Raw genomic sequence first — 13,459 nt, 5'->3', positions numbered from 1 at the left:
ACGACAGACACAGACAGACCGCATGGCCGCCTACCTGCTTCGACGCCTTCTGCTGATCATTCCCACGCTGTTCGGGGTGCTGCTGATCAATTTCGCCATCGTTCAATTCGTTCCGGGCGGCCCGGCCGAGCAGTTGCTGTCGCAGCTGACCAACAAGGAAAACCGCCTCTCCGGTGGCCCCACGGGGCGCTCCCTCGACGCCAAGCAGGTGGCGGAAATCAAGGCTCTGTACGGCTTCGACAAGCCGGCGCCCGAGCGCTTCTGGCAGATGCTCAAGCAATTTGCCCGCTTCGACCTGGGCAAGAGCTTCTTCCAGAGCAAGGACGTGTGGCAGCTCATCAAGGAGAAGCTGCCGGTTTCGATCAGCCTGGGGCTCTGGACCTTCTTCATCAGCTACCTGATAGCGGTGCCGCTCGGTGTTGCGAAAGCGGTTCGCGCCGGTTCGCGCTTCGACTTTCTTACGACGCTGCTGGTGCTCGTTGGCTACGCGATTCCGGGTTTTGTGCTGGGCGTGGCGCTGCTGGTGATCTTCGGCGGCCAGCTGCAATGGTTTCCGCTGCGCGGGCTGACTTCGCCGAATTGGGAGTCGCTGAGCTGGGGCGCGCGCATCGTCGACTATTTGTGGCACATCACCTTGCCGGTGACGGCGATGGTGCTCGGCAGTTTCGCGATCACCGCGATGCTCACCAAGAACTCCTTCCTCGAAGAGATCCGCAAGCAGTACGTGCTGACGGCGCGTGCCAAGGGGCTGGCCGAACGCCAGGTGCTCTGGAAGCACGTGTTCCGCAACGCGCTGATTCCGATCATCACGGGCTTCCCGACCGCCTTCATCGGTGCCTTCTTCTCGGGCGCGCTGCTGATCGAGACGCTGTTCTCGCTCGACGGGATGGGCCTGCTCAGCTACGAAAGCGTCCTGCGGCGCGACTACCCGGTGTTTCTGGGCACGCTCTATCTGTTCACGCTGATCGGTCTGGTGACCAAGCTCATTTCCGATCTTTGCTATGTCTGGGTCGATCCGAGGGTGAAGTTTGACTAAAGCGCCTGTCGTGTCCGTGAGTCCCGGCCGTCGTGCCTGGCGCCGTTTTCGCCGCAATCCGCTGGGGTTCTGGAGCCTGTTGATCTTTTCGGTGCTGGTGGTGCTGAGCCTTTTCGCCGATGTGTTGTCGACCGACAGGCCGTTGGTGGTGCGCTACGAAGGCAAGACCTATTTCCCGGTGCTGCGGGACTATTCGGAGAGGACCTTCGGCGGCGACTTCGAGACGCCGGCTGACTACCTCGATCCGTTCATCGAGCAGCGCATCACCCAGGGCGACAACTGGGCGATCTATGCCCCGAATCGCTATGGCCCGGCCACGCTCAACTATTTCTCGAAGCCGCCGAACCCCGCGGCCCCTTCGAGCGAGAACCTGCTCGGCACGGATGAACGGGGCCGCGATCTGCTGGCCCAACTGATCTACGGCTTTCGCGTGAGCGTGCTGTTCGCGCTGGCGCTCACGGTAATAGGGGTGGTGCTGGGCATCGCGACCGGCGCGGTGCAGGGCTTCTTCGGCGGAAAGATCGACCTGACCTTCCAACGGCTGATCGAGATCTGGGGGGCGATGCCCGAGCTGTACCTGCTGATCATCTTCAGCGCGATCTTCACGCCTAGCGTGGCGCTGCTGCTGATCCTGCTGAGCCTGTTCGGCTGGATGGGGTTGTCGGACTACGTGCGCGCCGAGTTTCTGCGCAACCGGCAGATGGACTATGTGCGCGCCGCGCGCGCGCTCGGCGTGGGCAATCTGCAGATCATGTGGCGCCACATCCTGCCCAACAGCATGGTGCCGGTCGTCACCTTCCTGCCGTTCCGCATGAGCGCGGCCATTCTGGCGCTGACCTCGCTGGACTTTCTCGGCCTCGGCGTGCCGCCCGGTACGCCATCGCTCGGCGAACTGCTGAGCCAGGGCAAGGGCAACATCGACGCCTGGTGGATCTCGCTGTCCACCTTCGTCGTGCTGGTCGTCACGCTGATGCTGCTGACTTTCATGGGCGACGCGTTGCGCGATGCGCTCGATCCGCGCAAGGCCGACAAGTGATGAGCGATTCACAACAACCCAACCAGCCCCTGCTCGACGTAAAGGGCCTGCGCGTCGCGTTCAGCGGCAAGGAGGTTGTGCACGGCATCGACTTCCAGATGGCCGCTGGCGAAAAGCTCGCACTCGTCGGTGAGTCGGGCTCGGGCAAGACGGTCACTGCGCTGTCGCTGCTGCGGCTGGTGCAGAACGCCGACCTGTCTGGCACGGCCCAGCTTTTTAGCGGCGGGCGCTCGCAGGGCGCGCGCGACTTGCTGTCGATTCCCGAGCGGGAGTTGCGCGGCATCCGCGGCAAGGAGATCGCGATGATCTTCCAGGAGCCGATGACCGCGCTGAATGCGCTCTACAGTGTCGGCGACCAGATCGCCGAGGTGCTCGAACTGCACGAAGGGCTATCAGCCCGCGCTGCGCAGGCGGCCGCAGTCCAACTGCTGGCCGACACCGGTATTCCGGAGCCGGCGCGGCGGGCGAGAGCGTTTCCGCACCAGCTCTCGGGCGGCCAGCGCCAGCGCGCGATGATCGCGATGGCGCTCGCCTGCAAGCCGCGCCTGCTGCTGGCCGACGAGCCCACCACCGCGCTCGACGTGACCGTGCGGGCGCAGATCCTGGAATTGCTGGCCGACCTGCAGCGCAAGTACGGCATGGCCGTGCTGCTCATCACGCATGACCTGAACCTGGTGCGGCGCTTTGCCGATCGGGTGGTGGTCATGGAGAACGGCTATGTCGTCGAACATGGCGCGGTGGCGCCTGTGTTCGATGCGCCGCAGCATCCCTACACACGCAAGCTGATCGACAGTCATCCCGAGCGCAATGTGGCGGCTGTCGCTGCGCGTGCCGACGCGGCGCCGGTGATCGAGGCCAAGGCCCTGCGCGTGATCTATCCCGTGCCGAAGCCAGGCTTCGCCGGCTGGTTCCGCAAGGGCGAGTTCGTGGCGGTGCAGGGGGCGGATTTCCGCATCGTGCCGGGCGAGACGCTGGGCGTGGTCGGTGAATCGGGTTCGGGCAAGTCGACGCTGGCGCTGGCAGCGCTGGGGCTGCTGAAGCACCAGGGCGCACTGACGGTCGCGGGAAAGGGCTGGGCTGTCGACCGCGCCTCCGATCTCGGCCTGCGCCGCGTGATGCAGGTGGTGTTCCAGGACCCGTTCTCGTCGCTGTCGCCGCGCATGACGGTGGAGCAGATCGTGGGCGAGGGGCTGCGCGTGCACGCGCCCGAACTCGACACCGCGGCGCGCCGTGCCCGTGCACTCACCGCGCTGGCCGATGTCGGGCTGACCGAGGCCCAGTTCCCCTCGCTGCTCGACCGCTATCCGCACGAGTTTTCGGGCGGTCAGCGGCAACGCCTGGCGATTGCCCGCGCGCTGATCGTCGACCCGCAGCTGCTGGTGCTCGACGAGCCCACCAGTGCGCTCGACGTGACGATCCAGAAGCAGGTGTTGAGCCTGCTGCAGCGCCTGCAGCGCGAACGGGGGCTGAGCTATCTGCTGATCACGCACGACGTCGAGGTGATCCGGGCGATGGCGCATCACGTCATCGTGATGAAGGACGGAGCCATTCTCGAAACCGGGTCGGTCGAGCGCGTGCTCGACGCGCCTGAGCACCCCTATACAAAGAAGCTGGTGGCCGCCGCGCTGCTGGAATAAACGGAGACTGCAAGAAATGTCGGAAATCGGACGCGACCGGCGCGGCGCCTGGCGCGCGGCGCTGGCCTGCATGGTCACCCTTGCAGTGGCGATGGGCCTGGGGCGCTTTGCCTTCACGCCCATGCTGCCCATCATGCTGCACGAGGGAAAGTTGGAGCTGGCGGCGGGCGGAGTTCTGGCGTCGCTCAACTACCTGGGGTACTTCCTCGGCGCGGTGAGCTGCGCGGCCATCGGCATCAAGGCGTCGAGCATGGTGCGGGGTGGGCTGGTGGCCACGGCCGCTCTGCTGATTGGTATGGGCTTGTTGCACAGCTTCACGAGCTGGGGCGTGCTGCGCACAGCGGCAGGCGTGATGAGCGCCTGGGTCTTCGTCTTCGCCTCGGGCTGGGGCCTGCGCCGGCTGGCTGAGACAAACGCGCCGACGCTGGCCGGCGTGATCTACACCGGGCCGGGAATCGGCATCGCGATGACGGGCTTGCTCGGTGGTGCACTGGGGCGCTGGGGCTCCGAGGCGGGGTGGATCGGCCTGGGCATCCTGGCGGTCGTGCTGATCGTGGTGATCTGGCGGGTGTTTGACGACGGCGAACGGGCATCGGCAGATGGCGGTGCCGCTCCGGTGCCTGCTGCGGCGGTTCGCGTGGCCGGGCCGGCTGACCGCAGCGACGCGATATGGCTGGTCGCGCTCTACGGGCTGGCGGGCTTCGGCTACATCATCACCGCCACCTTCCTGCCGGTGATCGCCCGGCAGGCGCTGCCGGGATCGTCCTGGCCGGACTTCTTCTGGCCGCTTTTCGGGCTGGCCATCATTCCAGGCGCGCTGATCGGGGCCCGCGCGCCGACGCATTGGGACAACCGGCTGCTGCTGGCTTGCGCCTACGCGTTGCAGGCGCTGGGCGTCGTGCTGTCGGTGGCATGGCCGAGCATTGTCGGATTCGCGCTCGGAAGCCTGCTGCTGGGCATGCCGTTCACTGCCATCACCCTTTTTGCCATGCGGGATGCGCGCCGGCTGCGCGGCAATGCGGCTGCCGGGCTGATCGGCTACGCGACGGCTTCCTATGGGGTAGGGCAGATCGTCGGACCGTTGTTTGCGGCGCCACTGGCCCAGCGGACGGGGTCTTTTCAGCTGCCGTTGCTGGTCGCGGCGGCGGCATTGGCGCTCGGCGCGGTGCTATTCGCATTGGTTTGGTTCAAATCGCGCCAATCAATAGGTGGCTGAGCCTCGAAGCCCCTTCATTTATTACACAAATAGCATATAATTCGAGGCTCACGACCAAACGGGCGGGTACCAACCGCCCGTTTTTTTTGGTCTATGCATTCTGAGCATTCATGGCGATCTGGCATCCGTGGCGGGCGGATGGCATGAACCCAGTATTTAAAAGGCACCTTCGAACACGTGGCATTGCAGCAAATAGTGGAACAAACCGTGGCCGGTCTCGGCTATGACCTGGTCGAGATCGAACGCTCGGCCGGGGGATTGCTGCGCGTGACGATTGATTTGCCCTGGACGGCCCCCACCTCCGAAGATGCGGCTGCCGGCGTGCCAGAGCCCTTCGTGACGGTCGAAGACTGCGAGAAGGTAACGCGCCAATTGCAATTCGCGCTCGAGGTCGATGGTGTCGATTACAAGCGGCTCGAGGTGTCCTCGCCCGGTATTGACCGTCCGCTGCGCAATGAGCAGGATTTCGAGCGTTTCGTGGGCGAGGTGATCGACATCACGCTCAAGGCGCCCATGGGCGCTGCGGCGGCGGGCCAGGTGTCGGCCAGCCGCAAGAAGTTTCGCGGCACGCTGGAGCGTGTTGCACAGGTTGAGGGCGCTGTCGGCGCCCAGGGCTGGCAAATCGTCTGGAGCGATGCGCCGGAGCCCAAGCCGGGTCAAAAAGTGAGCAAGAAGCGCGCGCCTGCAACGCTGCAGGCGCTGGGCTTCGTGCTTGACGAGCTGCGCGAGGCGCGGCTCGCGCCTATTGTGGATTTCAAGGGCCGCAAGGCCAAAACCCAACCGGGTTTTTCGGATATTGACGACGGAACGCAGGTTCCGGACTGACTAGAGGAGTGGTGGCATGAATCGCGAAATGTTGATGTTGGTGGATGCGATCTCGCGCGAGAAGAACGTCGAGCGTGACGTGGTCTTCGGTGCGGTCGAGTCCGCTCTGGCGCAAGCCACCAAGAAGCTCCATCAGGGCGACGTGGACATTCGCGTCGCGGTCGATCGCGACAGCGGCGACTACGAGACCTTCCGCCGCTGGCACGTCGTACCCGACGAGGCCGGCCTGCAGCTGCCCGACCAGGAAATCCTCCTGTTCGAAGCCAAGGAAGAAATGTCGGACATCGAAGTCGGCGAGTACATCGAAGAAGCGGTGGACTCGGTGCCGATCGGCCGCATCGGCGCCATGGCCGCCAAGCAGGTCATCCTGCAGAAGATCCGCGACGCCGAGCGCGAGATGCTGCTCAACGACTTCATGTCGCGCGGCGACAAGATCTTCGTGGGCACCGTCAAGCGCCTGGACAAGGGCGACATCATCGTCGAGGCCGGCCGTGTCGAAGGGCGCCTGCGCCGCAGCGAGATGATCGCCAAGGAAAACCTGCGCAACGGCGACCGCGTGCGCGCCATGATCATGGAAGTCGACCTGACGCTGCGCGGCGCGCCGATCATCCTGTCGCGCTCGGCTCCCGAGTTCATGATCGAGCTGTTCCGCCAGGAAGTTCCCGAAATCGAGCAGGGCCTGCTCGAAATCAAGAGCTGCGCCCGTGACCCGGGTTCGCGCGCCAAGATCGCAGTGCTATCGCACGACAAGCGCGTCGACCCCATCGGCACTTGTGTCGGCGTGCGCGGCACCCGCGTCAACGCCGTGACCAACGAGCTCGCCGGCGAGCGCGTGGACATCGTTCTATGGAGCGAAGACCCGGCCCAGTTCGTGATCGGTGCGCTGGCTCCGGCCAACGTGTCGTCGATCGTGGTGGACGAAGAAAAGCACGCCATGGACGTGGTGGTCGACGAGGAAAACCTCGCCATCGCCATCGGCCGCGGCGGCCAGAATGTGCGCCTGGCTTCCGACCTCACCGGCTGGAAGATCAACATCATGGACGCCAACGAGTCGGCCCAGAAGCAGGCGACCGAAACCGATGCCAGCCGCAAGCTCTTCATGGAAAAGCTCGACGTCGACGAGGAAATCGCCGACATCCTCATTTCGGAAGGCTTCAACAGCCTCGAGGAAGTGGCCTACGTGCCGATCTCCGAAATGCTGGAAATCGAGGCCTTCGACGAAGACACCATCAATGAGCTGCGCTCGCGTGCCAAGGATGCGCTGCTGACCATGGAAATCGCCAAGGAAGAGGGCGTCGAGGCCCAGTCGACGGTGTCGCAAGACCTGCACGACCTCGAAGGCCTGGACCCCGAGCTGATTCCCAAGCTGACCGAAGCGGGTGTGAACACCCGTGACGATCTTGCCGACCTCGCGGTCGATGAACTCACCGAGATCACCGGCCAAAGCGCCGATGACGCCAAAGCCCTCATCTTGAAAGCCCGCGAACACTGGTTCGCCGGCCAAGAGTGACGGTCATGGAGGCACGAAACCAATATGTCCAGTACCACTGTCGCCGAGTTCGCGAACGAGCTCAAGAAGACTCCCGAAACCTTGCTTGACCAGCTCAAGAGCGCAGGTGTGCCCAAAGCGGCCGCCACCGATGCGCTCACCGAGGCTGACAAGCAGCGCCTGCTCGGCCACCTGAAGGCCAGCCACGGCACCGTCGAGCCCGAGCGCAAGAAGATCACGCTGACCAAGAAGTCGACCAGCGAGATCAAGCAGGCCGACGCCACCGGTCGTGCCCGCACCATCCAGGTCGAGGTGCGCAAGAAGCGCACCTTCATTCAGCGCGAAGACGGCCACCCCGCCACGCCCGAGATGGCGCAGCAAGTGGCCGAGGCACCTGCCGCCGCGCCCGCCGCTCCCCGCATCGACGAGGCCGAACTGGCCCGCCGCGAGGAAGAAGCGCGCCGCCAGGCCGAGCTGATCCGCCGCCAGGAAGAAGAGCTGGCCGAAAAGCGCCGCCTGCGCGAAGAAGCCGAAGCCCGCGAACGCGAGCAGGCCGAAAAGGCTGAGAAGGCCGAGCAGGAAGCCGCGCGCGTCGCCGCCGAAACTGCCGAGAAGAAGGCCGCGGCCGCAGCAGCCGCTGCCGCCGCGAGCGCAAAGGACAGCACCACGGCCACCAAGCCGGCGGCTGCTCCCGCGCCTGCCGTGACAGCTGCCGCCGCTGCTGCAGAGCAGCAGGCTGCCGACACCAAGCTCGCCGCGCAAACCGCCGCGACGCAGGCCAAGGAAGACGCGAAGGCCAAGGCCGCCGCCGAATCGAAGGCCCGCGCCGATGAGGAAGCTGCGCGCGCCAAGGATCTCGACGAGCGTCGCCGCAAGGCCCTGGCCGAAGCCGAAGCCATCCGCGCCATGATGAACGCACCGGCCCGCGTGCTGGTGCCGCACAAGGCACCCGAGAAGCCGCAGCCCGAAAAGGCCGCGGTCAAGGGAACGCTGCACAAGCCGACCGCGCCCGCAGCGCGTGCCGGCGCACCTGCCGCGCCCGGCGCTGCAGCAGCTGCACCCGGCGCTGCCGGTGCCGCAGGCAAGGAAGTCAAGTCCGCCAAGCTCTCGTCGAGCTGGGCTGGCGATCCTGCCAAGAAGAAGGAAATCAAGACCCGCGGCGATGCCAGCGGTGGTGTCGGTCGCGGCAACTGGCGCGGAGGCCCGCGTGGTCGCCGTGGCAACGACCGCGGCGGTCACGACGAGCAACACGCGCCGGCCGCACCGGTCGAGGCGCGCATTCTCGAAGTGCATGTGCCCGAAACCATCACGGTGTCCGAGCTCGCGCACAAGATGGCCGTCAAGGCGCAAGAGGTCATCAAGCAACTGATGAAGCTCGGCCAGATGGCGACCATCAACCAGTCGCTCGACCAGGACACCGCAATGATCCTGGTGGAGGAAATGGGCCACAACGCGGTGGTTGCCGCGCTTGACGACCCGGAAGCCTTCACCGACGAGGACGTGTCGGCGCAAACAGCCGAAGCCCTGCCGCGCGCACCGGTCGTGACCGTCATGGGTCACGTCGACCATGGCAAGACCTCGCTGCTCGACTACATCCGCCGCGCCAAGGTCGCAGCGGGCGAAGCCGGCGGCATCACGCAGCACATCGGCGCCTACCACGTGGAAACCGAACGCGGCATGGTGTCGTTCCTCGACACCCCGGGTCACGAGGCCTTCACGGCCATGCGTGCCCGCGGTGCTCAGGCTACCGACATCGTGATCCTGGTGGTGGCGGCCGACGACGGCGTCATGCCCCAGACCAAGGAAGCCATCAAGCACGCCAAGGCTGCTGGTGTGCCGATCGTGGTTGCCATCAACAAGGTGGACAAGCCCGACGCCAACCTGGACCGCGTGAAGCAGGAACTGGTGGCCGAAGAAGTCGTGCCCGAAGAGTACGGCGGCGACGTGCCGTTCGTGCCGGTGTCCGCCAAGACGGGCCAGGGCATCGACGACCTGCTTGAACAGGTGCTGCTGCAAGCCGAAGTGCTGGAACTCAAGGCGCCGATGGATGCCGCCGCCAAGGGCCTGGTCATCGAAGCCCAGCTGGACAAGGGCCGCGGCCCGGTTGCTACCGTGCTGGTTCAGTCCGGTACGCTCAAGACCGGCGACGTGGTGCTGGCTGGCTCGACCTATGGCCGCGTGCGAGCCATGCTGGATGAAGACGGCAAGTCGACCAAGACCGCAGGCCCGTCGATCCCGGTCGAAATCCAGGGTCTGACCGAAGTACCGCAAGCGGGTGACGAGTTCATGGTGATGAGCGACGAGCGCCGTGCGCGCGAAATCGCAACCTACCGTGCCGGCAAGTTCCGCAACACCAAGCTGGCGAAGGCGCAAGCCGCGAACCTGCAGAACATGTTCACCGACCTGTCGGCGGGCGAAGTGCAGACGCTGCGCATCATCATCAAGGCCGACGTGCAGGGCTCGCAGGAAGCGCTGGCGCAATCGCTGCTCAAGCTGGCGACGGACGAGGTCAAGGTGCAGGTGGTGTATGCCGGCGTGGGTGGTATCAGCGAAAGCGACATCAACCTCGCCATCGCCTCGAAGGCGGTCGTGATCGGCTTCAACGTGCGTGCCGATGCCGGTGCGCGCAAGCTGGCCGAGAACAACGGCGTGCAGCTGAACTACTACAGCATCATTTACGACGCCGTGGACGAGATCAAGGTCGCGATGTCGGGCATGCTGGCTCCGGAGCGCCGCGAGGAAATCATCGGCTCGGCCGAGATCCGCACGGTGTTCGTGGCCTCGAAGATCGGTACCGTTGCAGGTTCCTACATCACCTCGGGCTCGGTCAACCGCAGTGCGCATTTCCGCCTGCTGCGCGACAACGTGGTGGTCTACACGGGCGAAGTCGACTCGATCAAGCGCATGAAGGACGATGTGCGCGAAGTCCGCGAAGGTTTTGAGTGCGGTATCAAGCTCAAGAACTACAACGACATCAAAGAGGGCGATCAGCTCGAATTCTTCGAAATCAAGGAAATCGCCCGGACGCTGTAAGCGTTCGATGCGAGAAAGTCCATGCCGAAGAGAAAAGCCGCCGCCCCCAACCGCGCGTTCAAGGTTGCCGATCAGATCCAGCGCGATCTGACGGAGCTGATCGCGCGCGAGTTGAAGGACCCGCGCGTGGGCATGGTCACGATCCAGGCCGTCGAGGTCACGCCCGACTATGCGCACGCGAAGATTTTCTTCAGCCTGCTCACGGGCGACGTGGCCGAGACCACCGAAGCGCTGAACCAGGCCGCGGGCTTCCTGCGCAACGGCCTGTTCAAGCGCCTGCACATCCACACCGTGCCCACGCTGCACTTCCTGTTCGACCGCACCACCGAGCGTGCGGCCGACATGAACGCGCTCATCGCGCAAGCCGTCGCTTCGCGCTCGAAAGACGACTAGCCATGAACGCGCCACGCACAAGGGTGCAGCGGCGCCCTGTGCATGGGGTGTTGTTGCTCGACAAGCCGCTGGGACTCTCCAGCAACCAGGCCTTGCAAAAGGCCAAGTGGTTGCTACGCGCGGAAAAAGCGGGCCACACCGGCACGCTCGATCCGCTCGCGACGGGTGTTCTGCCGCTTTGCTTTGGCGCGGCCACCAAGTTCAGCCAGTTGCACCTCGATGCCGACAAGACCTACGAGGCCACGGCCCGCCTGGGCGTCAAGACCGCGACTGGCGATGCCGAGGGCGAAGTGATCGCCGAGCGGCCCGTGCACGTCACGCCTGAAGACCTGGCGCGCGCAGAGGCACGGTTCACCGGCCCGATCCGCCAGGTGCCCCCGATGCACAGCGCGCTCAAGAAGGACGGCAAGGCGCTGTACGAATACGCGCGTGAAGGCGTCGAGGTCGAGCGGGCACCGCGCGACGTCGTGATCCACAAGCTCGAACTCAGCGCGATCGGCGACGACGTCATCCGCATCCTCGCCTCCGTCAGCAAGGGCACCTACATCCGCACCCTCGGCGAAGACATCGGCGAAGCGCTTGGCTGCGGTGCACACCTGAGCTCGCTGCGCCGGACCGCCACGGGCGGCTTCGTCGAAGCCCAGTGCATCACGCTCGAGGCGCTCGAAGCCATGGACGAGGAAGAGCGCCTGGCACAACTCCTGCCTGCCGAAGCCCTGGTGGACGGCCACAGCCGCGTCACGCTCGGCGCGGAAGATGCGGCACGTTTTCTTTCGGGCCTGCGCCGCCGTGGCGGCTGGGCCGATGCCGATGAGGTGGCCGTGTTCGGCTCCGACCCGCAGGCGTTCCTGGGCACAGCCCATGTAACGGCCGGCGAATTGATCCCGGGGCGCTTGCTGAACCCCATCGAAATCCAGCAAATTCTTTTGAACGCACAACAGACCGAAGCGACACCATGAGTACCAAGCAAATTCGCAATATCGCCATCATTGCCCACGTGGACCATGGCAAGACCACGATGGTCGACCAATTGCTGCGCCAGTCCGGCACCTTCGCCGAGCACGAGAAAGTGGTCGACACGGTGATGGACAACAACGCCATCGAAAAGGAACGTGGCATCACGATCCTGGCCAAGAACTGCGCCGTGACCTGGGAAGGCACGCACATCAACATCGTCGACACCCCGGGCCACGCGGACTTCGGCGGTGAAGTGGAACGCGCGCTGTCGATGGTCGACGGCGTGGTGCTGTTGATCGACGCGCAGGAAGGCCCGATGCCGCAGACGCGCTTCGTGACCAAGAAGGCGCTGGCCCTCGGCCTGAAGCCCATCCTCGTGGTGAACAAGGTCGACAAGCCGGGCGCCAACCCCGACAAGGTGGTCAACGCCGCCTTCGACCTGTTCGACAAGCTCGGCGCGACCGACGAACAGCTCGACTTCCCCGTGGTGTATGCCTCGGGCATCAACGGCTGGTCGTCGCTGGAAGAAGGCGCGCAGGGCGAGCAGTGGGGCCCCGACATGTCGGCCCTGTTCAACACCATCCTGAAGCACGTGCCTGCGCAAAAGGGCGATCCCGCTGCGCCGCTGCAACTGCAGATTTCCGCGCTCGACTTCTCGACCTTCGTCGGTCGCATCGGCGTGGGCCGCATCAGCCAGGGCACCCTGAAGCCGATGATGGACGTGGTGGTGATGGAAGGTCCGGACGGCAAGGCCATCAAGGGCCGCGTCAACCAGGTGCTGACCTTCCAGGGCCTGGACCGTGTGCAGGCCACCGAAGCCGGCCCGGGCGAGATCGTGCTGATCAACGGCATCACTGACATCGGTATCGGCGTCACCGTGACCGACCCCGCGAACCCCGCGCCGCTGCCGATGCTCAAGGTCGACGAGCCGACGCTGACGATGAACTTCTGCGTCAACACCAGCCCGCTGGCCGGCCGCGAAGGCAAGTTCGTCACCAGCCGCCAGATCTGGGACCGCCTGCAGAAAGAACTGCAGCACAACGTTGCGCTGCGCGTGAACGAAACCGACGAAGAAGGCATCTTCGAAGTGATGGGTCGCGGCGAACTGCACCTGACCATCCTGCTGGAAAACATGCGTCGCGAAGGCTATGAAATGGCCGTGTCGAAGCCGCGCGTGGTGTTCCGCACCGTCAACGGCGAGAAGCACGAGCCGATCGAACTGGTGACGGCAGACATCGAAGACCAGCACCAGGGCGGCGTGATGCAGGCCCTGGGCGAGCGCAAGGGCGAACTCGTCAACATGGAACCGGACGGCCGTGGCCGCGTGCGCCTCGAATACCGCATTCCGGCGCGTGGCCTGATCGGCTTCACGAACGAATTCCTGAACCTGACGCGCGGCTCGGGCCTCATCAGCAACATCTTCGACAGCTACGAGCCGCACAAGGGCGACATCGGCAGCCGCAAGAACGGCGTGCTGATTTCCATGGACGACGGTGAAATCTTCACCTACGCCCTGGGCAAGCTGGACGACCGCGGCCGCATGTTCGTGAAGGCGAACGATCCGGTGTACGAAGGCATGATCGTCGGCATCCACAGCCGCGACAACGACCTGGTGGTGAACGCCACGCGCACGAAGCAGCTGACGAACTTCCGCGTCTCGGGCAAGGAAGACGCGATCAAGATCACGCCCCCGATCGAACTCACGCTCGAATACGGCGTGGAATTCATCGAGGACGACGAGCTCGTCGAAATCACGCCCAAGAGCGTGCGCCTGCGCAAGCGCTACCTGAAGGAACACGAGCGCAAGCGCGCCGGCCGCGATACGTCGCAAGGCTGA

At 64.9% G+C, this 13,459-nt stretch carries 10 protein-coding genes; all 10 read left to right on the top strand.

What is annotated here, in order from left to right; translation table 11 throughout:
- Positions 1-22: 22 nt before the first annotated feature.
- The 10 genes from NWF24_RS16225 (at position 23) to typA (ending at position 13,459) form a co-directional block, all read left to right on the top strand.
- Positions 23-1,036 carry a microcin C ABC transporter permease YejB gene (locus NWF24_RS16225; protein ID WP_093054750.1) on the top strand — a complete coding sequence of 338 codons (1,014 nt, stop codon included), beginning with the start codon at positions 23-25 and terminating at the stop codon, positions 1,034-1,036.
- Complete coding sequence (locus tag NWF24_RS16220) at positions 1,029-2,072, top strand: ABC transporter permease (protein ID WP_258355070.1); 1,044 nt, start codon at positions 1,029-1,031, stop codon at positions 2,070-2,072. The genes NWF24_RS16225 and NWF24_RS16220 overlap by 8 nt, the downstream gene beginning before the upstream one ends.
- On the top strand, positions 2,072-3,709 hold the full coding sequence (locus NWF24_RS16215) for an ABC transporter ATP-binding protein (RefSeq protein ID WP_258355069.1): 1,638 nt from the start codon (positions 2,072-2,074) through the stop codon (positions 3,707-3,709). Before NWF24_RS16220 ends, NWF24_RS16215 begins: the two co-directional genes overlap by 1 nt.
- A 16-nt stretch (positions 3,710-3,725) precedes the next feature.
- Entirely contained in the window at positions 3,726-4,925 is a 1,200-nt protein-coding gene (locus NWF24_RS16210; protein WP_258355068.1) for a YbfB/YjiJ family MFS transporter, read from the top strand.
- Positions 4,926-5,102: 177 nt separating this feature from the next.
- Positions 5,103-5,750 carry a ribosome maturation factor RimP gene (gene rimP / locus NWF24_RS16205; protein ID WP_258355067.1) on the top strand — a complete coding sequence of 216 codons (648 nt, stop codon included), beginning with the start codon at positions 5,103-5,105 and terminating at the stop codon, positions 5,748-5,750.
- 16 nt (positions 5,751-5,766) lie between these two features.
- On the top strand, positions 5,767-7,260 hold the full coding sequence (gene nusA, locus NWF24_RS16200; RefSeq protein ID WP_093054760.1) for a transcription termination factor NusA: 1,494 nt from the start codon (positions 5,767-5,769) through the stop codon (positions 7,258-7,260).
- 24 nt (positions 7,261-7,284) lie between these two features.
- On the top strand, positions 7,285-10,272 hold the full coding sequence (gene infB / locus NWF24_RS16195) for a translation initiation factor IF-2 (protein WP_258355066.1): 2,988 nt from the start codon (positions 7,285-7,287) through the stop codon (positions 10,270-10,272).
- 21 nt (positions 10,273-10,293) lie between these two features.
- Entirely contained in the window at positions 10,294-10,665 is a 372-nt protein-coding gene (rbfA, locus tag NWF24_RS16190; protein WP_062479819.1) for a 30S ribosome-binding factor RbfA, read from the top strand.
- A 2-nt stretch (positions 10,666-10,667) separates the two neighbouring features.
- Positions 10,668-11,624 (top strand): tRNA pseudouridine(55) synthase TruB, encoded by a 957-nt coding sequence (truB, locus tag NWF24_RS16185; protein WP_258355065.1) that lies wholly within the window; start codon positions 10,668-10,670, stop codon positions 11,622-11,624.
- Positions 11,621-13,459, top strand: a complete 1,839-nt coding sequence (gene typA / locus NWF24_RS16180) for a translational GTPase TypA (protein WP_093054766.1) — start codon at positions 11,621-11,623, stop codon at positions 13,457-13,459. Before truB ends, typA begins: the two co-directional genes overlap by 4 nt.

It is taken from the genome of Variovorax paradoxus (assembly GCF_024734665.1).
Taxonomy (GTDB): Bacteria; Pseudomonadota; Gammaproteobacteria; order Burkholderiales; family Burkholderiaceae_C; genus Variovorax.
This window is presented reverse-complemented; position numbering and strand designations above follow the sequence as displayed.